15 protein-coding genes are annotated in these 19783 nt (G+C 71.0%); 10 read left to right on the top strand and 5 right to left on the bottom strand.

The annotated features are described in order from the left end of the window. Positions 1 to 213: 213 nt before the first annotated feature. A complete protein-coding gene (locus ACFFQA_RS08290) occupies positions 214 to 1416 on the bottom strand; it encodes a cytochrome P450 (RefSeq protein WP_377851094.1) in 1203 nt (400 codons plus the stop codon). Between the two features lie 294 nt (positions 1417 to 1710). Between ACFFQA_RS08290 and ACFFQA_RS08285 the strand changes: the two genes are divergently transcribed. Continuing rightward, on the top strand, positions 1711 to 2241 hold the full coding sequence (locus ACFFQA_RS08285) for a DUF1707 SHOCT-like domain-containing protein (protein ID WP_377851093.1): 531 nt from the start codon (positions 1711 to 1713) through the stop codon (positions 2239 to 2241). 7 nt (positions 2242 to 2248) lie between these two features. On the opposite strand, the gene ACFFQA_RS08280 is transcribed toward ACFFQA_RS08285, so the two are convergent. Further along, positions 2249 to 2848, bottom strand: a complete 600-nt coding sequence (locus ACFFQA_RS08280) for a TetR/AcrR family transcriptional regulator (protein WP_377851092.1) — start codon at positions 2846 to 2848, stop codon at positions 2249 to 2251. A gap of 304 nt (positions 2849 to 3152) precedes the next feature. Here ACFFQA_RS08280 and ACFFQA_RS08275 point away from each other — a divergent pair, with 304 nt between their 5' ends. The 6 genes from ACFFQA_RS08275 to ACFFQA_RS08250 all read left to right on the top strand — a co-directional run bounded on the left by ACFFQA_RS08275 (position 3153) and on the right by ACFFQA_RS08250 (position 10705). Then, positions 3153 to 5657 carry a PQQ-dependent sugar dehydrogenase gene (locus ACFFQA_RS08275; RefSeq protein WP_377851091.1) on the top strand — a complete coding sequence of 835 codons (2505 nt, stop codon included), beginning with the start codon at positions 3153 to 3155 and terminating at the stop codon, positions 5655 to 5657. 253 nt (positions 5658 to 5910) lie between these two features. Then, a complete protein-coding gene (gene egtA, locus ACFFQA_RS08270; RefSeq protein WP_377851090.1) occupies positions 5911 to 7143 on the top strand; it encodes an ergothioneine biosynthesis glutamate--cysteine ligase EgtA in 1233 nt (410 codons plus the stop codon). Then, a complete protein-coding gene (egtB, locus tag ACFFQA_RS08265; protein WP_377851089.1) occupies positions 7140 to 8471 on the top strand; it encodes an ergothioneine biosynthesis protein EgtB in 1332 nt (443 codons plus the stop codon). Before egtA ends, egtB begins: the two co-directional genes overlap by 4 nt. Positions 8472 to 8475: 4 nt before the next feature. Beyond that, on the top strand, positions 8476 to 9216 hold the full coding sequence (gene egtC, locus ACFFQA_RS08260; protein WP_377851155.1) for an ergothioneine biosynthesis protein EgtC: 741 nt from the start codon (positions 8476 to 8478) through the stop codon (positions 9214 to 9216). Between the two features lie 18 nt (positions 9217 to 9234). Then, positions 9235 to 10221: an L-histidine N(alpha)-methyltransferase gene (gene egtD, locus ACFFQA_RS08255; RefSeq protein ID WP_377851088.1), complete on the top strand. Its 987-nt coding sequence runs from the start codon at positions 9235 to 9237 to the stop codon at positions 10219 to 10221. Positions 10222 to 10231: 10 nt separating this feature from the next. Next, complete coding sequence (locus tag ACFFQA_RS08250) at positions 10232 to 10705, top strand: nitroreductase family deazaflavin-dependent oxidoreductase (RefSeq protein WP_377851087.1); 474 nt, start codon at positions 10232 to 10234, stop codon at positions 10703 to 10705. Positions 10706 to 10855: 150 nt separating this feature from the next. On the opposite strand, the gene ACFFQA_RS08245 is transcribed toward ACFFQA_RS08250, so the two are convergent. Next, on the bottom strand, positions 10856 to 11569 hold the full coding sequence (locus tag ACFFQA_RS08245) for a sulfite exporter TauE/SafE family protein (RefSeq protein WP_377851086.1): 714 nt from the start codon (positions 11567 to 11569) through the stop codon (positions 10856 to 10858). A gap of 211 nt (positions 11570 to 11780) precedes the next feature. Between ACFFQA_RS08245 and ACFFQA_RS08240 the strand changes: the two genes are divergently transcribed. Next, positions 11781 to 14954, top strand: a complete 3174-nt coding sequence (locus ACFFQA_RS08240) for an ATP-binding protein (RefSeq protein ID WP_377851085.1) — start codon at positions 11781 to 11783, stop codon at positions 14952 to 14954. Here the strand turns inward: ACFFQA_RS08240 and ACFFQA_RS08235 are convergent. After that, positions 14938 to 15075 (bottom strand): hypothetical protein, encoded by a 138-nt coding sequence (locus tag ACFFQA_RS08235; protein WP_377851084.1) that lies wholly within the window; start codon positions 15073 to 15075, stop codon positions 14938 to 14940. The genes ACFFQA_RS08240 and ACFFQA_RS08235 overlap by 17 nt on opposite strands. Before the next feature lie 242 nt (positions 15076 to 15317). Beyond that, on the bottom strand, positions 15318 to 18116 hold the full coding sequence (gene acnA, locus ACFFQA_RS08230) for an aconitate hydratase AcnA (protein WP_377851083.1): 2799 nt from the start codon (positions 18114 to 18116) through the stop codon (positions 15318 to 15320). A 146-nt stretch (positions 18117 to 18262) separates the two neighbouring features. Here acnA and ACFFQA_RS08225 point away from each other — a divergent pair, with 146 nt between their 5' ends. Continuing rightward, positions 18263 to 19075 (top strand): ATP-binding cassette domain-containing protein, encoded by an 813-nt coding sequence (locus ACFFQA_RS08225; protein ID WP_377851082.1) that lies wholly within the window; start codon positions 18263 to 18265, stop codon positions 19073 to 19075. Next, positions 19072 to 19722, top strand: coding sequence for a hypothetical protein (locus ACFFQA_RS08220; protein WP_377851081.1), 651 nt, complete (start codon positions 19072 to 19074; stop codon positions 19720 to 19722). Before ACFFQA_RS08225 ends, ACFFQA_RS08220 begins: the two co-directional genes overlap by 4 nt. Positions 19723 to 19783 lie beyond the last annotated feature (61 nt).

Below are 19783 nucleotides of genomic sequence, written 5' to 3'. Positions count from 1 at the left end.
CCACCTCATTTCGCGGTGTGGAATCTCAACGCGATTTGGGGGCGCTCCTTCGCGCATTAAGGCCCCATAACGCGAAAAGCCCGGCCAAGCCGGCCGGCCCGCGCGCTCGGGGGTGGTGCCGCCTCGGGGCGTAGGGACGACTTGCAGTGCAGGCGCTGGTTCCCACGCACGACGATGCCGCCGTCCACTGTGGACGGCGGCATCGTCGTGTCGCTACAGAACGGTCGTGCGTCGCTTGGTCAAGGACACCGGGACGCTTTCCAGCGTGGGCAGCAGGCGGGCGACGTTGCGCTTGACCTGGCCGTCCAGCCGCAGTGCCGGGAAGCGGCGGAACAGCTCGCGCAGCGCGATCTCGCCCTCCATCCTGGCAAGGCCCGCGCCGACGCAGAAGTGCACGCCGCCCGCGAAGGCCAGGTGCTCCCGCGAGTTGGGCCGGGTGATGTCGAAGCGGTCGGGGTTGCGGAAGACCTTGGGGTCGCGGTTGGCCGCCGCGAGCAGAACCGCGACGTGGTCGCCCGGCTTCAGCTGCGTCCCGGCGATCTCCACCGGCTCCAGTGCGGCGCGCACCGTGAAGTGCACCGGCGGGCTGTGGCGCAGGGTCTCCTCGACCACGTTGGGCGCGAGGTCGAAGTCGGCGAGCAGGCGTTCGCGCGCGTCGCGGTTGACCAGCAGCGCCAGCGCCCCGTTGCCGATCAGGTTCAGCGTGGTGCCGAACCCGGCGAGCAGCAGCAGCCCGGCGGTGGCGAGCAGGTCCCGCTCCGGAACCGGCTTGCCGTCCACAGTGGACTGCACGAGCTGGCTGAGCATGTCCTCGCCGGGGTGGCGCCTGCGGTGGGCGATCAGCTCCTTGAAGAACACGTGCAGCTCGGCGATGACCGCGTCCAGCCGCCGCTGTTCGCGCAGCGAGTGCACGCCGTCCAGCGCGGGGCCGACCTGCCGCGCCCACGCGCTGAACCGCTCGTGGTCCGGGGTTGGCACGCCGAGCAGGTCGCTGATCACCTGGATCGGCACCCGTTCGGCGAACTCCGGCACCAGGTCGAAGCGCTGCTTGGTCGCCAGCTCGTCGAGGTAGCCGGTGATCACGCGCTCGATCTCGGCGCGGCGGGTGCGCAGCGCGCGCGGGGTGAACCACGGCGAGACAAGCTTGCGCAGCCGGGTGTGCTCAGGCGGGTCCATGCTCAGGAACGAGTCCTCGATGGGGTGCACCGGCTCCGGCGGGCGCGGCGGCAGCGGCAGGACCACGCCCTCGCTCGCCGAGACCTGGCTGACGCCGAAGCGCGGGTCGCGCAGGATCTGGCCCGCCCACCGGTGCGAGGGCGTGATGTAGAGCCGGAGCCTGCTGCGCACCAGGTCACCGTCGCGACGGATCCGCTCGTAGAGCGGGTAGGGGCTGTGCGATCCGCGGCGCAGCAACATGGCGCCGTGGTCTCCCCGCGACGAGTAGATGCTCAAAGTCGCACGTTCCAACAAGAATGCCACCGTCCGCCGCACATCCTCGCTGATGCCCAAGGCGAGTCCTCCCCGGTTCTCATCCGCCCCGCGAAGGAGTATCGCCCCGGCCCGTCTCGGCGCGGGAGAGCCGCCAGGGCCGGACTGGGACGTGAAAAAATGTTACGTGATGTCCGGGCCGGCGCGGGTGTCCGTAACAGAGCTTGACCAACTTTTTTCCCGGATGAAGAATCTCGACGACCGAGAGAACGGGGGACGGTCATGGCAACGGAGGACAGCGCGCTGCCCGCGATGCGGATCTCCGACGAGGACCGGGACAACGCCGCGGTCGTGCTCAACCGGGCCGTCGCCGACGGCAGGCTCACCTGGACCGAGCACGCCGAGCGGCTGGAGCTGGTGTACGCGGCGCGGACCGCTGCCGACCTCGGCCCGGTGCTGGCCGACCTGCACCTGCCCGCGCCCGCCACCCGCGCACCGAAGCGGGTCAGCGCGGTGTTCAGCAAGATCCTCAGCGCACCCGACGGCACCGGGCCGGTCCGGGTGAACGCGGTCTTCGGGGCTGCCGTTGTCGACCTGCGCTCGGCGCGGCCGGGCGCGGAGATCGAGCTGGCGGCGTCGTCGATGTTCGGCAAGGTCGAGCTCACCGTGCCCGCCGACGCCGTGGTGATCGACGAGGGCGGCGCCGTGTTCGGCAAGCGCCGCACGCCCTCGGCTCCCACCGGGGCTCCGGGAGCGGTGATCCGGCTGACGGGACGCAACGTCTTCGGCAAGCTCGTGGTCCGCCGGGGCTGAGCCCGGATCAGCCCTGTCCGAGGTGCCGGTGCCTGCGGACGGTCTCCTCGACCACGTCCAGCACCGGGTCCAGGTCGTCGGCGGGCAGGCCCATCGCCAGGTGCGACACCAGCCCTTCGAGCACCAGCTCCAGGAACGCGGTCAGCACCTTCACGTCCACGTCGTCGCGCAGCTTCCCGGCATCGCGCTGCCGTTGCAGGCGCGCGGTGGTCGCGTCGGTGAGCTGCTGCGAGCGCTCCGCCCAGCGCGCGCGGAAGTCCGGGTCGGTGCGCAGCCGCCGGGAGACCTCGAGCCGGGTCGCCAGCGAGTGCACCGGGTGCTCGCCGCCGATGTCCTGCGGAGTGGCCAGCAGCTCGCGCATCACCTGCACCAGGCCCTGTTCGGCGACCACCTCGGCCATCCGCAGGGCGTCCTCCTCGGCCAGCGCGAGGAACAGGGACTCCTTGTCGCGGAAGTGGTGGAAGATCGCGCCACGGGAGAGCCCGGTGGCCTCTTCCAGTCTGCGCACGGTCGCGCCCTCGTAGCCGTGGCGGGCGAAACAGCTCCGCGCGCCGTCCAGGATCTGGCGGCGGCGGGCGTCGAGGTGGTCCTGGCTGACCCTGGGCACGTCGCAGATGGTGACAGCCGGTGTGCGTCCTATGCAATCCGTACGTACGTATTGGGCGAGACCTCACGCGACGGGACGAAGGCTACCGGCCGAACCCCGGATGGCGGAAACCGATCGGAGGGTTTTGGGCAAGCGCTTACCCGGCTGTCTTGTGCGCTCGCCCGCGCGGTGGTGTGATCGCGCGCACAGGAAAGTTTCCTAACTGTTTCGTCGGACCGCCGCCACGCCCTGCTCGCCCTTCTCCCCTGGAGGCACCGTGGTCCAGTCCGGCCGTCATCCGGCCATCGCCGTGGCCTTAGCGGCGGTGGTCACCGCAAGCCTTTCCGTTCCCGCGCACGCAGCGCCCACCGACTACGAGGCAGAGGACGCCCAGATCTCCCAGGGCGTCGTCGAGTCCAACCACACCGGGTTCTCCGGCAGGGGGTTCGTCAACTACACCAACGTCGCCGGCAGCTACGTCGAGTGGACCGTGCCCGTCGCGCAGGCGGGGACGTACTCGCTGACGCTGCGCTTCGCCAACGGCACCGGCGTGAACCGCCCGCTGGACTTCCAGGTCAACGGCGCGATCTCGGCGAGCGCGGTGGCCTTCCCCGGCACGGGCGCGTGGACCACGTGGCAGACCAGGACGATCACCGCCTCGCTCGCGGCGGGACAGAACAAGGTCCGCGCGGTCGCGACGACGGCGGAGGGGGGACCCAACGCCGACAAGCTGATCGTGGACGCGGTGGACTCGGAGAAGCCGACCGCTCCTGGCAACCTGCGCTCCAACGGCGCGGCAACGCCCACCACGGTCGCACTGGCCTGGGACGCGGCGCGCGACAACGTCGGTGTCACCGGTTATGACGTCTACCAACACGGCCAGCTCATGAAGACAGTCGCTGGACTGTCCACAACGGTCGAGGGCCTCACGCCGAACACGGACTACCAGTGGACCGTCTTCGCGAAGGACGCCGCGGGCAATGTTTCGCCCGCCAGCAACGAGATCGTCATCAAGACCCCGCCCGCGCAGCAGGACACGGAAGCGCCATCCGCGCCGACGGGCCTCGCGCAGAACGCGGTCGGTCCCAACACTGTCGGACTGCGATGGGGCGCCTCGCAGGACAACGTCGGCGTGACTGGTTACGAGATCCTGCGTGACGGCCAGGTCGCCGCGACCGCAACGGGCACCACGGGCGAGGTCGATGGCCTTACGCCGAACACCTCCTACCGCTTCACGGTTCGCGCGCGTGACGCCGTCGGCAACCGCTCCGCGGTGAGCAACGAGATCACCGTGCGTACCACCGCATCCGGAGGCGGCGGTGGCGTCGAGCCGGGCAAAGTCACCACGCTCGCGTCCGGAGTGGACGTTCCGTGGGGTGTCGCTTTCCTGCCGGACGGTGCCGCTCTTGTCAGTGAGCGCAACAACTTCACCATCTTCCGGCTGACGTCGGGCGGCCAGCGCACTCCTGCGGGCAAGGTGCCCAACGCGGTCACCACCGGCGGTGAGGGCGGTCTGCTCGGTGTGGAGATCTCGCCGAACTTCGCCTCGGACAAGTGGGTCTACATCTACCACTCCTCGAACGAGGGCAACCGCGTCGTGCGGATGAAGTACGAGAACAACGCGCTCGTGCAGTCCAGCTACCAGGTGCTGCTCGGCAACATCCCGCAGAGCAGGTACCACAACGGCGGTCGTCTGAGGTTCGGTCCCGACGGCATGCTCTACGTGGCCACCGGGGACGCGCAGACCCACCAGAACGCCCAGAACATCAACACCACGGCGGGCAAGATCCTGCGCATCACGCCGGAGGGCCGCGTGCCCGCCGACAACCCCTTCGCAGGGAACCCGGTGTGGAGCTACGGCCACCGCAACGTCCAGGGCCTCGGTTTCGACTCGCGCGGACGGCTGTGGGCGACGGAGTTCGGCAACAGCCAGATGGACGAGCTGAACCTGATCGTCAAGGGCGGCAACTACGGCTGGTCCGACTGCGAGGGCACCGCGACGGGGCTCGGTGGCGGCGGCTGCGGCAAGCCCGGGTTCATCCGTCCGGTTCGGACGTTCGCGCCGACCGGGTCGAACTCGCCCAGTGGCCTGACGATCGTCAACGACCACATCTTCATCGCGCAGACCACCGGCGAACGGGTCTACCGCATGAAGATCAACGGTGACGGGGTTGAGGCGCCGAAGCCGTACTTCCAGGGCTCCTACGGCCGGCTGCGCACGGTGGAGAAGGCGCCAGGCGGCGGCCTGTGGCTGACCACGACCACGGACAAGGACGGCGTCGCCAACAACGACCGGGTGTTCCACATCGAGCTGACCGGCGGCACCACCCTGCCCGGCGAGCTCAAGCTCACCAGCCCGGCGTTCACCAACGACGCGATGATCCCGGCGAAGCACACCTGTGCCGGGGACGGCAAGGCGGGCCAGGACGTCTCGCCCCCGCTGGCCTGGACGCCCGGTGTCGCCGACGCGAAGAGCTACGCCATCGTCTTCGCCGACCGCGTCAACAACGGCAACAAGCGGCACTGGGCGATCTGGGACATCCCGGCGAGCACCACCTCGCTCGCGGAGAAGCTGGGCAAGGGCTTCACGGTGCCCGGACTCGGTGGTGCGAAACAGAAAGCCATGGGTTCCGGTGACGTCAGCACCCAGTACTTCGGCCCGTGCCCGGGTGGCCGCACCAATCCGTACACCTTCACCCTCTACGCCGTGAAGACGGCGACGGTGCCCGGTCTGACGCAGAGCAGCGGCCTCGACGCGATCCAGAACGCCGTCGCGGCCAACAGTTCCGCGACCGCCGTGCTCACCGCCAGGTCCAACGCGTCGACCTGATCCGGTTGGCAGGTGCCCGATGCGCCGTTCGTTGCGCCGAGTGGGACGAACGGCGCATCGGGTATGCCACGGGATCGGTGCAGAACGGGTGTGCGGAAGGTCGGTGTGCTCGGGGCTGAACGGGTGATGACCCGCTGGTGACGCGGTCGTGTCCGGTGGTGGGCGGGCTGTCGCGGAAGGCGGGCACCATCGCTCGACGGGGTGCGGGTGTCAGGGGGCGTGTGTAGCTTCGGGTTCACCCCAGTCACCCGGAGTGATCAACTTGACTACACGCACCGCACCCCAGGGCGCGCAGCCGGTCAACACCAGGGCGCACGCCGAGGCCTACATCGCGTCGATCTGCTTCAAGACAGGCCCTCCGTGTCTGGTGGGGGTCGAGCTGGAGTGGACCGTCCACCACGCCGACGACCCCCGCAGAGCCCTGGAGCACGACCACCTCGTCGCCGCGCTCGGCGCGCACGCGCCACCGGAGCTGCGGCCCGGCGGCCCGCAGCTACCGCTGCCCAACGGTTCGATGCTCACCGTGGAACCCGGTGGCCAGGTCGAGGTCTCGACCGCACCGCAGTCCGAACTGAGCACCCTGATCTCCGTCGCCTCGGCCGACGTCACCTATGTCGTGGAACTCCTGCGCCACTCCGGGCTCGTGCTCGGCGGCAGCGGGACCGACCCCTTCCGGCCGCAGAAGCGCCTGCTGGACACGCCCAGGTACCGGGCGATGGAGCGGGCTTTCGAGCCGATCGGCCCGCACGGCCGGGTCATGATGTGCAGCACCGCGGGACTCCAGGTGTGCCTGGACGCGGGGGAGCCGCACCGGCTCCCGGCGCGGTGGGCCGCCGTGCACGCGCTCGGCCCCGTGCTGACCGCGGCCTTCGCCAACTCGCCCGAGCTCGGTGGCGCCCGCACCGGGTGGGCCTCCACCAGGATGCGGGCCGTCGCGGGCACCGACCCCGACCGCACCCGCCCCGCGCCCGTGGGGGCGGACCCGGCGCTGCTGTGGGCGAGGCACGCGCTGGACACGCCGCTGGTCTGCCTGCGGCGGCCGGGTGAGGACTGGTCGGCGCCGCCTGGCGTGACGCTCGGCGACTGGGTGGACGGGGCGCTCAGCCCGCCACCGACCACCGACGACATCGACTACCACATGAGCACGATGTTCCCGCCGGTCCGGCCGCGCGGCTACATCGAGGTGCGCTACCTCGACACGCAGCCCACCGGGGAGTGGGTGGTGCCGCTGGTGCTGCTGACCGCGCTGTTCCACCAGGAGTCCACTGTGGACGCGGTGCTGGACGTGACGGCGGGCGCGGCGGACCGGTGGGAGGAGGCGGCGCGCCACGGGCTGGCCGACCCGGTGCTGGCCGGAGTCGCGGCGGAGGTCTTCGAGCTGGGCGCCCGCGCGATCCCCGCGCTGGGCCTGCCCGCCGAGCTGACCGCCCTGGTGACCGAGACCTTGAAGTGCGCCATCGACTCGCGGGTGGGTGATCTGTCATGACGACCGTGCCGCACATGGAGCAGGAGCCCTTGCGGGCCAAGGCCGCCGCCGAGCTGGAGCGGGCACGGGCTCGCAGCTCCGCGCTGACCGACGCGCTGGACGACGACGAGCTGGTGCGGCAGCACTCGCCGTTGATGTCGCCGTTGATCTGGGACCTGGCGCACATCGGCAACCAGGAGGAGCTGTGGCTGGTGCGTGACGTCGGCGGGTTGCCCGCCGTGCGCAGCGACATCGACGAGCTCTACGACGCCTTCAAGCACTCGCGCGCCTCAAGGCCCGCGTTGCCGTTGCTGAAGCCGGGTGAGGCGCGGCAGTACGTCGACCAGGTGCGGCGCAAGACGATGGACGTGGTCGACCGGGTGCCGTTGTCCGGGCGCGGGCTGGTGGAGAACGCCTTCGCCTTCGGCATGCTCGTGCAGCACGAGCAGCAGCACGACGAGACCATGCTGATCACGCACCAGACCCGCAAGGGCCCCGCGGTGCTGTACGCGCCGGAACCGCCAAGAGCGGAGAAAACCGTTCTGCCACAAGAGGTTCTGGTGCCGGACGGGCCGTTCACGATGGGCACCTCGACCGAGCCGTGGGCGCTGGACAACGAACGCCCGGCGCATCAGGTGCGGGTGGACGCGTTCTTCATGGACACCGCTCCGGTCACCTGCGGGCAGTACCAGGAGTTCATCTCCGACGGCGGCTACGACCGGCCGGAGCTGTGGACCGGTTCGGGGTGGGAGCACCGCACCAAGGCGAACCTGCGTGCGCCGCTGTACTGGCGGCGGGACGGGGATCGTTGGCTGCGCGACTGCTTCGGCGTGGTCGGGCCGGTGCGCGAGGCGGAGCCGGTGGTGCACGTCAGCTTCCACGAGGCGCAGGCGTACGCGCGGTGGGCGGGCAAACGTCTGCCGACCGAGGCCGAATGGGAGAAGGCCGCCCGCTTCGACCCGGAGTCCGGCCGATCGCGCCGGTTCCCCTGGGGCGACGAGGATCCCGGGCCGCGGCAGGCCAACCTCGGTCAGCGGCACCTGCGCCCGGCCGAGGTCGGGAGCTATCCCGCGGGCGCGTCCCCGCTCGGCATCCAGCAGCTGATCGGCGACGTGTGGGAGTGGGTGGACACCGACTTCCACGGCTACCCGGGGTTCACCGCGTTCCCGTACCGGGAGTACTCCGAGGTGTTCTTCGGGCCGGACTACAAGATGCTGCGTGGCGGGTGCTTCGGCACCGACGCGGCGGCGTGCCGGGGTACGTTCCGCAACTGGGACTACCCGATCCGCAGGCAGATCTTCGCCGGGTTCCGGTGCGCGCGAACGCCGGGAGGTGGTGAGCTGGGGTAGCGCCGTGTGCCGACACCTCGGCTACCTCGGCGGGGAGATCCTGCTGAGCGACCTGCTGCTGCTGCCGCCGCGGTCCCTCCTGCGCCAGTCGTGGGCGCCGGAGGACATGCGCGGCGGCGGCACGATCAACGCGGACGGCTTCGGCGTCGGGTGGTACACCGCCACCCGGCCGGAGCCGGCCCGGTACCGCACCGCGCGTCCACTGTGGAGCGACACCGCGTTCGCCTCGCTCGCCGGGACGACCGGCAGCGGCGCGGTGCTGGCCGCCGTGCGCTCGGCGACGGTGGGGATGCCGGTGGTGGAGACCGCCAACGCGCCCTTCTCCGACGGCGAGTGGTTGTTCAGCCACAACGGCAGGGTCGTGGGATGGCCGACGTCGCTGGCGGACCTGGCCGGGCGGCTGCCGACCGTGGACCTGATCACCTTGGACGCGCCGACCGACTCGGCGGTGCTGTGGGCACTGGTGCGGGACCGGCTGCGCGCCGGGGTGCCGCCGGGTCACGCGCTGGCCGAGGTGGTCACCGAGGTCGGCGCGGCCGCGCCCGGGTCCCGGCTGAACCTGATGCTCACCGACGGGCGGCGGCTGGCCGCGACCACATGGGACCACTCGCTGTCCGTGCGGCGCACCGACGGCGGCGTGCTCGTCTCATCCGAACCGATCGACGACAGCCCGGACTGGAGCTGCTTGTCGGACAAGCAGCTCATCACCGTTACCAAGTCCACTGTGGACATCGAAAGTCTCTAGTTGAAGCGGAGCTCCGTCATGCCACAGCTCGTGCTCGACCTGCACCACACCGAGGCCGACGCCGCCCGTTCGCTGCGCGCCGACGTGCTCTCCGGCCTGACCGCGACCCCGAAGTGGCTGCCGCCCAAGTGGTTCTACGACGCCAGGGGCAGCGCGCTGTTCGAGGACATCACCAGGCTGCCCGAGTACTACCCGACCCGCGCGGAACGGGAGATCCTCGACGGCGCCGCCGACGAGATCGCCAGGGTCACGGGCGCGGAGACGCTGGTGGAGCTGGGGTCCGGCTCCTCGGAGAAGACCAGGCTGCTGCTGGACTCGCTGCACAACCACGGCCTGCTCAAGCGCTTCGTGCCGTTGGACGTGTCCACGAGCGCGCTCGCCATGGCGGCGTCCTCGATCGCCTCGGACTACCCCGACGTGGAGGTGCACGGCGTCGTCGGCGACTTCACCGCGCACCTGGACGCCATCCCGGCGGTGCCCAACCGCATGATCGCCTTCCTCGGCGGGACCATCGGCAACCTCGCGCCGGAGGAGCGCACGGTCTTCCTGCGCTCGGTGCGCGAGACCCTGGAGCCGGGGGAGTGGCTGCTGCTGGGGGCCGACCTGGTGAAGGATCCGGCGGTGCTGGTGCCCGCCTACGACGACGCGGCGGGGGTGACCGCGGAGTTCAACCGCAACGTGCTGCACGTGCTCAACCGCGAGCTCGGCGCGGACTTCGACGTCGAGCGGTTCGAGCACGTGGCGCGGTGGAACGCCGAGCAGGAGCGGATCGAGATGTGGCTGCGGGCGCGGCAGGCCATGGCGGTGACCATCGCCGAGCTCGGGCTGAACCTGTCCTTCGCGGAAGGGGAGGAGATGCGCACCGAGATCTCCTCGAAGTTCCGCAGGCAGGGCCTGGCCGACGAGCTCTACGCGGCAGGGTTGGCGCTGCGCCGGTTCTGGACCGACGAGCAGGGGCGCTTCGCCGTGGCACTGGCTCAGGTGACCCTCTCTACCGGCGGGTAACATCCGGCGGGTGAACCCGCTCACCGCACTGGCCCGCAGGCTCGGCCGCAAGAAATGGTTCTCCGACCTCGGCCGCGCCTTCGTCCCGGTCGACCTGGCCGTGCAGCGCCGCACCAAGGGCAGGATCAGCCTGCTGGCGCTGCTCGGCCTGCCGTCGATGCTGCTGACCACCGTCGGCCGCAAGAGCGGGCAGCCGCGCCCGGTGCCGCTGCTGTACGTGCCGCACCCGCGCGGGTTCATCGTGACCGCCTCGAACTGGGGCGGGCCGAAACACCCGGCGTGGTCGTCGAACCTGATCGCCAACCCGGAGGTGGACGCCCTGGTGCGGGCCAAGACCGTCCGGGTGCGCGCGGAACTGGCCGACGGCGAGCTGCGCGAAGAGCTCTGGGGCATGATCACCCGGCACTGGCCCGCCTACGACACCTACGCCGAGCGCGCGGGAGAGCGCAGGATTCGCGTCTTCCTGCTGACCACTCTGGACTGACCCGGCACCCACGCCCACGTGCTCCCCCTTTCGCGTTTTGTAGGCTTAATGCGAAATGAGAGCGCTCTTCTGCGCATTAAGCCTACAAAACGCGAGAATCTCGACTGCGGTGGCCAGGTTGCGCGCACATCGCGGTACGGGCGACTTGCGCTAGAACGCGTTGCGCACCACTAGGAACGCCGCACTGACGCCCGCGACCGCCAGGACCGCGTAGCGCAGCCGTGAGCCGCCGAGGAACTTGCGCAGCGGACCCGACACCGCGAACCCCGCGAGCATGAACGGCAGCAGCACCGCCGCCGCGCCGAGGTGCTCGACGCGGACCTGGCCGGCGATCCACAGCGTGACCACCGAGGAGACCGACGCGAGCAGGAAGTACGCGCCCAGCGTCGCGCGCACCGTCGGACCCGAGGAGTGCTGGTACAGCAACGCGATCGGCGGCCCGCCGATCGAAGAGGCCGTGCCGAACGCCCCGCTGGCCACCCCGGCCACCACCAGGCCGGGACGCGTCGGCTCCAACCGCAGCGACAGCAGGGACAGCCCGACGCACGCCAGCACGGACAAGCCGATCACCAGGTTGAACTGCGTCAGCGGCAGCGCGGCGACCGCGAGCACGCCCAGCACGTTGCCGGGCACCCGGCCCAGCATCGCCCAGCCGACGCCGCGCCAGTCGGTGTGCCGGTGCTCGCGCAGCACCGCCAGTGCCGCCTGCACGCAGGCGATCATCAGCACCGGCACCGGGACCAGCATGGGGTCGATCAGCGCCAGCAACGGGCCGGCGAGCAGGTTCAGCCCGTAGCCGACCGCTCCCTGGATGACCGCGCCCGCCAGGATGACCACCCCCGCGATCAGCAGGCCCACCGACACCGCCGCACCTCCCCGTGCTCGTGGGGCACACGTTTGCACGTTCGGGTGACCGTGCCCCCGCCGCCGTGGCCCATCCCACAGCGCCTCGGCGGGCAAACGGGTGGATTTCCTGCCTCTAGGGGCAAGGTGCCCCAGCTCGGCGAGAAATTCTGTTGGCGGAGGGTTCCGGCGCTGGTGGGCTTTACGCGGGGGCGTTGCAAGGGGGCCGAAATTGCACGATGCACTCTCTTTTGTCGGACGGCGGGCGGCTGTCGCCGAGCTCGCCGGGTGCCTGGACCGCGCGGTCGCCGGACGGGGGTCGCTGGTGCTGGTCGCCGGTGAGGCGGGGATCGGCAAGACAACGCTGGTCGAACGGTTCGCCGCTACGGCCACCAGGGACGATGTCGTGGTCCTGTGGGGTGGCTGCTGGCAGGGCGAGGGACAGACGCCCTATTGGCCATTCGTCCAGGTGTTGCGGCGCTGCGTCGCGGAATGGGGCTGGGAAAGGGTTTCGGCGACGGTCGGCGGTGACGCGCGGTATCTGAGCCGACTGCTTCCGGAACGTGAAGCGGATTGCGGTGGCGATGACGAATCCACTCGTTTCCGGCTGTTCGACACGCTGACCAGAGTGCTCCTCGGATTCGCCGGCGAGAAACCGGTGCTGGTGGTGCTCGAAGACCTGCACTGGGCCGATGAGGGCTCGCTGCGCTACCTCGACTTCCTCGGCCACCAGCTCCGGCAGGCCGGGTTGCTGGTGATCGGCACCTACCGCGACGTCGACGCGGACCAGGACTGCGCGCTGATCGGGCGGCTGCCGGAGCTGAGCCGGTTCGGGCCGCGCGTGGACCTCGCCGGGCTCGACAAGGCGGAGGTGGGCCAGCTGATGCGCGCGATCACCACCGCGGAGCCGCACGCCGACCTGGTCGCCAGGGTGCACCGCAGCAGTGGCGGCAACCCGCTGTTCGCCGGTGAGGTCGCGCGGTTGCTGCGCGCCAGCGGCGGCCGGGTCGCCACCGAGAACGTCCCGGCGGCGGTGGAACACGTGATCAACCGCCGCCTCGCGCTGCTCGGCGCGGACGAGGTCGGCCTGCTGTCGATGGCGGCCGTGCTCGGCGCGGACTTCGACCCGCACGAGCTGGCCGACCTCGCCGACCACTCGGTGGCCGAGGTGCGCGACCACCTCGCCGAGTCCCTGCGCCGCCGGGTGCTGACCACCGGCGACGGGGACCGGCTGCGGTTCCTGCACGCGCTGCTGCGGGACGCGCTCTACCGGCGGCTCTCGACGGCGGACCGGACGGTGCTGCACCAGCGGGCCGGCAAGGTCATCCAGGCGCGTGCGGCCGATCCGGCCGCGGTGGCGAGTCGGCTCGCCCACCACTTCAGCCACGGCAGCAGTCCGCACCACGCGGTGGAGTACGACGTTCTGGCCGGCAGGCACGCGATGCGCTCGTTGGCGTTCGAGGACGCCGTCGCCCACTTCGCCCGTGCGCTGGAGACCGTTGGTGAGGGGAAGGGGCCGCAGCGCTGCGAGATCCTGATGGAGCTCGCGCTCGCCCGCTGGCGCGCGGGCGACGGAGCGCTGGCTGCGCGGACCTACGGCGACGCCTTCGAGCTGGCGAAGGCGATCGGCGACGTGCGGGCCGTCGGGCGCGCGGCGCTCGGGTGCTGTGTGCGCGACGAGCTGTGGGCGCACGAACCCCGGCTGATCGCCAACCTGGAGTACGCCCTGGATGTCGTGGGGGACAGCGATCCCGCGCTCCGGGCCAGGCTGCTCGCGCGGTTGTCGCGGGAGCTGGTGCTGGTGCCGGATGCGGAGGACCGGCGCGGTGTGCTGGTCGGGGAGGCGGAGAAGCTGGCGCGCTCGGTCGACGACCCGGCCACGCTCGCCGAGGTGCTGGGCACCATGCACCACGCGCACTGGACCCCCGACAACGCGGGGGAGCGGCTCAGGACGGCGGTCGAGATCATGGACCTCGGCACGCGCGCGGGTGACGACAACCTGGTGATGGACGGCGCGCTGTGGCGGGTGCTGTGCCTGATCGAGCTCGGTGACCGGGTCGCGACGGAGAAAGCCCTTGTGGAGTACGGAAATCGCGCCGAGCAGCTGCGCGGTCCGCTGCGGCTGTACTACCACCGGTGCCTCGCGGCCAGCCTGGCCCGGCTCGACGGGCGGTTCGCCGACTCCGAACCGCTGATGGAGCAGGCCCGCGAGCTCGGCGAGCGGGCGCACGTCGAGGGGGCGGAGCACATGTACCACCAGCACATGACGCACCTCGCCCTGGAACGCGGCGACCGCGAGGAGGCCGAGGCGCGGTTGCTGGCCTACGGGAGGCGGATGTCGGCACGCCCGGAGTTCGCCGCGTTCGGCCACTGCGTCACCGCCCTCGTGCAGACCAGGATGGGCAGAACCGTTGAGCCCAAGGCGTTTCTCGACATGGCGCTGGCACGGGGGCCGCTGCCGGTCGCGGGCCAGCCGTTGGGGGTCTGCCTGCTGGTGATGCTGGCCGAGATCGCCCACCGCACCGGCTCCGCCGAGCACGCGGAGCCGCTCTCCGCCGCCCTGCTCCCGTACGCCGGATGTGTCGCGCTCGGAGCCGGAACGGTGCACGGCCTGGTCTCCCACGCGCTCGGCCTGCTCGCGACGACGCTGTCCCGGTGGGACGACGCGGAGCGCTTCCTCACCGCGGCGGCCGACCAGGCGAGGTCCATGCGCGCCCGCCCGATGCTCGCCCGCATCCGCCTCGACCACGCCAAGCTGCTCGCCGGGACACCGCGTGGTTCGGCGATGGCGCGGGCGGTCCGCGAGGAGTGCGCGGAGATGGGCATGGTGCTGCTGTGCCAGGAGGCCGAGTCACTGGCCGGTGCGGTGTCCCGTCCCGCGTCGCTGCGCCGTGAGGGCGACTACTGGTCCCTTCACCGCGGCCCGAACGTGGTGCGGCTCAAGCACACCAAGGGGATCCGCTACCTCGTCGAGCTGCTGTCCCGGCCCGGCGCCGAACTCCACGTGCTGGACCTCGTGGGTTCGGAAAGCGTTGCGCAGCAAGGGCTTCCGGTGCTCGACGAGACCGCGAAGGCCGCGTACCGCGAGCGGCTGGCGGACCTCAGGGCGCAGCAGGAGGAGGCGGAGGGCTTCAACGACCCGGCCCGCGCCGATCGCGTGCGGTCCGAGATCGACGCGCTGGTCCGCGAGCTCACCGGCGCGGTGGGCCTCGGCGGCCGCGACCGGCGCACCGGCTCCAGCGCGGAGCGTGCCCGCCTCAACGTCACCCGCAGCCTGCGCACGGTGATCGCGCGCATCGCGGAGGGTGACGCGGAGCTCGGCCACCACCTGGACACCACGATCCGCACCGGGACCTACTGCGAGTACCGCCCCGGTCCCCGCCCACCCGTCACGTGGCAGTGGTGAGCGTGGCGGCGTTGACCGTGGCGGCGTTGACCGTGGCGGCGTTGACCGTGGCAGTGGTGACCGTGGCGGTGGTGACCGCGGCAGTCGTGGGCGCCAACCGCCCGGCCCCCGCGGCGGTCACACCGCCCGGCCCCGGCAGTGGTCACACCACCCGGCCCCCCGCGGCGGTCACACCACCGCCGTTCTTGTCGCGTTTTGTAGGCTTAATGTTCGGGAGAGCGCTCTCTTTTCGCATTTAGCCTACAAAACGCGAAAAAAAGGGGGCGCCTCGCGGAGTGCGAGGCGCCCCCTTCCGAAGGTGCTGCCGGAGCTACTGCGGAGTGCTGAGCTACTGCGGAGTGCTCCGGGTGCTCCCGGTGCTGGTCAGCCGCGGACCATCTTGCGGAGCACGTACTGCATGATGCCGCCGTTGCGGTAGTAGTCCGCCTCGCCGGGGGTGTCGATGCGCACGACCGCGTCGAAGGAGACCTTCGAGCCGTCCGACTTCGTCGCGGTGACCGCCACCGTGGACGGGGTCGAGCCCTCGTTGAGCGCGGTCACGCCCGCCACGTCGTAGGTCTCCGTGCCGTCCAAGCCCAGGGAGGACGCCGACTGGCCCTCCGGGAACTGGAGCGGGAGCACGCCCATGCCGATCAGGTTCGAGCGGTGGATGCGCTCGAAGGACTCGGCGATGACCACGCGGACGCCCAGCAGGCTGGTGCCCTTGGCCGCCCAGTCGCGCGAGGAGCCCGAGCCGTACTCCTTGCCCGCGAGCACGACCAGCGGCACGCCCGCCTCGGCGTAGGCCACCGACGCGTCGTAGATCGTGGTCTGCTCGCCGCCCGCGAGGAAGTTGCGGGTGAAGCCGCCCTGAACGTCGTCGAGGAGCAGGTTGCGCAGGCGGATGTTGGCGAAGGTGCCGCGGATCATCACCTCGTGGTTGCCGCGGCGGGAGCCGTAGGAGTTGAAGTCCTTGCGCTCCACGCCGTGCTCGGTGAGGTACTTGCCCGCGGGCGAGTCCACCTTGATCGAGCCGGCCGGGGAGATGTGGTCGGTGGTGACCGAGTCGCCCAGCAGCGCCAGCACCCGTGCGCCGGAGACGTCGGTGACCGGCTTCGGGTCCATCTCCATGCCCTCGAAGTACGGGGGCTTGCGCACGTAGGTGGAGTCGGCGGCCCACTCGAAGGTCTTGCCGGTCGGCGTCGGCAGCGACTGCCACCGCTCGTCACCGGCGAAGACGTCGGAGTAGTCCTTGACGAACATCTCCGAGGAGATCGAGCTGGAGATGACGTCCTGGATCTCCTGCGGCGTCGGCCAGATGTCGGCGAGGAACACCGGCTTGCCGTCGGGGTCGGTGCCCAGCGGCTCGGTGTCCAGGTCGAGGTCCATGGTGCCCGCGAGGGCGTACGCCACCACCAGCGGCGGGGAGGCCAGGTAGTTCATCTTGATGTCGGGGCTGATCCGGCCCTCGAAGTTGCGGTTGCCCGACAGCACCGAGACCACGGACAGGTCGTTGTCGTTGATCGCCTGCGAGATCTCCTCCGGCAGCGGGCCGGAGTTGCCGATGCAGGTGACGCAGCCGTAGCCGACCAGGTGGAAGCCCAGCTTCTCCAGGTACGGCAGCAGCTCGGCCTTCTCGTAGTAGTCCATGACGACCTTGGAGCCCGGCGCCAGGGAGGTCTTCACCCACGGCTTGCGGGACAGGCCGCGCTCGACGGCGTTCTTCGCCAGCAGCGCGGCGCCGATCATCACCGACGGGTTGGAGGTGTTGGTGCACGAGGTGATCGAGGCGATCGCCACGTGCCCGTGGTCCAGCACGGTCTTGGTGCCGTCGGCCAGGGTGACCGGGACGCGCCTGCTGGTGCGGCCCTCGGCGCTGGGCAGCTCGTGCGGCTCGTCGCGGCCGTTGGAGCTGGAGACCGCGGGGGAGTCCGAGGCGGGGAAGGACTCCGCCGAGGCCTCGTCGGCCTTGCCCTCGTCGGCGACGTAGTCACCGAGCACGCCGCGGAACTTGGCCTTGGCCTCGGAGAGCACGATCCGGTCCTGCGGCCGCTTCGGGCCCGCGATGGACGGCACGACGGTGGAGAGGTCCAGCTCCAGGTGCTCGGAGTAGTCCGGCTCGGCGGCCGGGTCGTGCCACAGGCCCTGCTCCTTGGCGTAGGCCTCGACCAGCGCGAGCTGCTCGGCGGAGCGGCCGGTGAGCTTGAGGTAGTTCACCGTCTCCTGGTCGATCGGGAAGATCGCCGCGGTGGAGCCGAACTCCGGGCTCATGTTGCCGATGGTGGCGCGGTTGGCCAGCGGCACCGCGGTCACGCCGGAGCCGTAGAACTCGACGAACTTGCCGACGACGCCGTGCTTGCGCAGCATCTCGGTGATCGTCAGCACCAGGTCGGTCGCGGTGGTGCCGGGGGGCAGCTCGCCGTGCAGCTTGAAGCCGACAACGCGCGGGATCAGCATCGACACCGGCTGGCCGAGCATGGCCGCCTCGGCCTCGATGCCGCCGACGCCCCAGCCCAGGACGCCGATGCCGTTGACCATCGTGGTGTGGCTGTCGGTGCCGACAACGGTGTCGGGGTAGGCCTGGCCGTTGCGGGTCATGACGACGCGGGCCAGGTGCTCGATGTTGACCTGGTGCACGATGCCGGTGCCGGGCGGGACGACCTTGAACTCGTCGAAGGCGCTCTGGCCCCAGCGCAGGAACTGGTAGCGCTCCTTGTTGCGCTCGTACTCCAGGTCCACGTTGCGCTCGAAGGCGTCGGGGCGCGCGAAGACGTCGGCGATCACCGAGTGGTCGATGACCAGCTCGGCAGGGGCCAGCGGGTTCACCTTGGACGGGTCGCCGCCGAGGCCGGTCACGGCCTCGCGCATGGTGGCGAGGTCCACGACGCAGGGCACGCCGGTGAAGTCCTGCATGATCACGCGCGCCGGGGTGAACTGGATCTCCGTCGCCGGGTTGGCGTTCGGCTCCCAGTTGCCGAGAGCGCGGACGTGCTCGGCGGTGATGTTGGCGCCGTCCTCGGTGCGGAGCAGGTTCTCCAGCAGGATCTTCAGGCTGTACGGCAGGCGCTGAGCGCCCTCGACCGCGCTCAGGCGGAAGATCTCGTACGAGGCGTCGCCGACGGCCAGTGTGCCGCGGGCACCGAAGCTGTCCTTGCTCGCAGGTGCAGTCACGTGAAACTCCATCACGGGCGGTGAGTCCGGGAACGGGGGCGAGTCTTGCGCACTCTCGCGGAGTTCGCTGGCGCACCCCTTACTTGGTGCAAACAGTACGCTTGTCCTGTATTCGCCTTCAACCCGGGGGCGGCGTGGCGTCTGGCACTGTGGACGGCATGATCGAGCTGGCGGGCGTCGGCAAGCGCTACGGGCGCGGGCCGTGGGTGCTTCGTGGAGTCGGCCTGGAACTGGCGCCAACGGGACTGGCCGTTCTGCTGGGCGTCAACGGCAGCGGCAAGTCCACCCTGCTGAAGGTCCTCGCGGGCATCGTCGTGCCGACCGAGGGCACGGTGTCCGGCCGGGGCACGGTGGGCTACGTGCCGGAGCGGTTCCCCGCGAGCCTCAAGCTCTCCGCCCGGAACTACCTCCAGCACCAGGCGGCGGTCCGCGGCACGCGCGAGACCGGCATCGAGCTGCTGGACCGGCTCGGCTTCATCGGCGACCTGGACCGGCCGATGGCGCAGCTGTCCAAGGGCAACACCCAACGCGTCGCGCTGGTGCAGGCGCTGGTGGCCCGCCCTGAGCTGCTGGTGCTCGACGAGCCCTTCGCCGGGCTGGACGAGCGCTCCCGTGCCGAGCTGTGCGCGCTGGTCCACGAGGCGGTCCGCGACGGGGCGACGGCGGTCGTCACCGACCACACCGGAAGCCGGTCCCGGCTCGCCTCGACGCTCACCGTCACCGTCACCGACGGAGCGGTGCGTCCGGTGGAACCCGGCGCCGGTGGCACCGGCGCGGTGGCGCTGGCCTGCCCGTCCGGCGTTCGCTCCGAGGTGGAGTCGCTGCCCGGAGTGCTCCAGTCCACCACCGACGGCCCGCTGCTCGCGCTGGACGTGCTGGGCACCGAGCTGGACGCGGTGCTCGCTGCCGCGCTGGCGCTCGGCTGCTCGGTGCACGAGGTCCGCCGGGAGCGCGCGACGGCCGCGTCGTGACGGCCCTCGTCCGCTACCTCGCCACGGAGTTGATCAGCTCGCAGCGGTGGTTCCCGCCGATGGTGGTCTTCGCCGCCGTGTTCGGCATGCTCTACTCCACCGGCGCCGGTCCGGCGATCCCGGCCTACGGGGCGACGGTGATGCTGTTGTTCCCGATCAGCGCCTGGTTCAGCGCGGTCGTGGCCAACAGCGAGGACCCGGTCGCGCGCACGGTCACGATGGCGGCGGCGGGCGGGTGGCGGCGGACGTCACTGGGAGTCCTGCTGGTGGCGGTGCTCGGCAACTCGCTGCCGCTGGCGATCTCGGTCCTGGTCCCGATCGCGGTGAACCCGGTGCCGTACCCGGTGTCCACGGTGTTGGTCGGCCTTGGCGGGCACGTGGTCTCGGTCGCGCTGGGCACCGCGGTCGGCCTGCTGTGCTCGCGGCCGCTGGTGACGGGACCGGGCTGGACGATGAGCGCCCTGATCGCGGTGATGCTCGTGGCGGCGGGTGTCGGTAGGGTCCCGCCCCTCGGCGACCTCATCGGCAACATGTTCGCCCAGTCCGCCGCCGTTCCCCTCGCCCTGGCCTGGCACATCCCCCTCGCCCTCGCCGTGCTCGCCGCCGCCCACCTCGCCGTCATCCACCTGGGCGCCCGCCGACTCTGAACCCCTGGGCGGGGTCGGTGGCGCGCCGACCCCGTACCGCGCTCCCGTGTGCGCGCGGGCT

This window comes from Allokutzneria oryzae, assembly GCF_042429765.1.
Classification (GTDB): domain Bacteria; phylum Actinomycetota; class Actinomycetes; order Mycobacteriales; family Pseudonocardiaceae; genus Allokutzneria; species Allokutzneria oryzae.
Note: the sequence above shows the minus strand (reverse complement) of the source record. Positions and strands in the feature narration are given on the sequence as shown.

Excerpts from the sequence above, each read along its gene's own strand:
- ACFFQA_RS08290 (WP_377851094.1), bottom strand. The coding sequence starts at position 1,416 with ATGTTGCTGCGCCGCGGATCGCACAGCCCCTACCCGCTCTACGAGCGG.
- ACFFQA_RS08285 (WP_377851093.1), top strand. The coding sequence starts at position 1,711 with ATGGCAACGGAGGACAGCGCGCTGCCCGCGATGCGGATCTCCGACGAG.
- egtB (WP_377851089.1), top strand. The coding sequence starts at position 7,140 with ATGACGACCGTGCCGCACATGGAGCAGGAGCCCTTGCGGGCCAAGGCC.
- egtD (WP_377851088.1), top strand. The coding sequence starts at position 9,235 with ATGCCACAGCTCGTGCTCGACCTGCACCACACCGAGGCCGACGCCGCC.
- acnA (WP_377851083.1), bottom strand. The coding sequence starts at position 18,116 with ATGGAGTTTCACGTGACTGCACCTGCGAGCAAGGACAGCTTCGGTGCC.
- ACFFQA_RS08225 (WP_377851082.1), top strand. The coding sequence starts at position 18,263 with ATGATCGAGCTGGCGGGCGTCGGCAAGCGCTACGGGCGCGGGCCGTGG.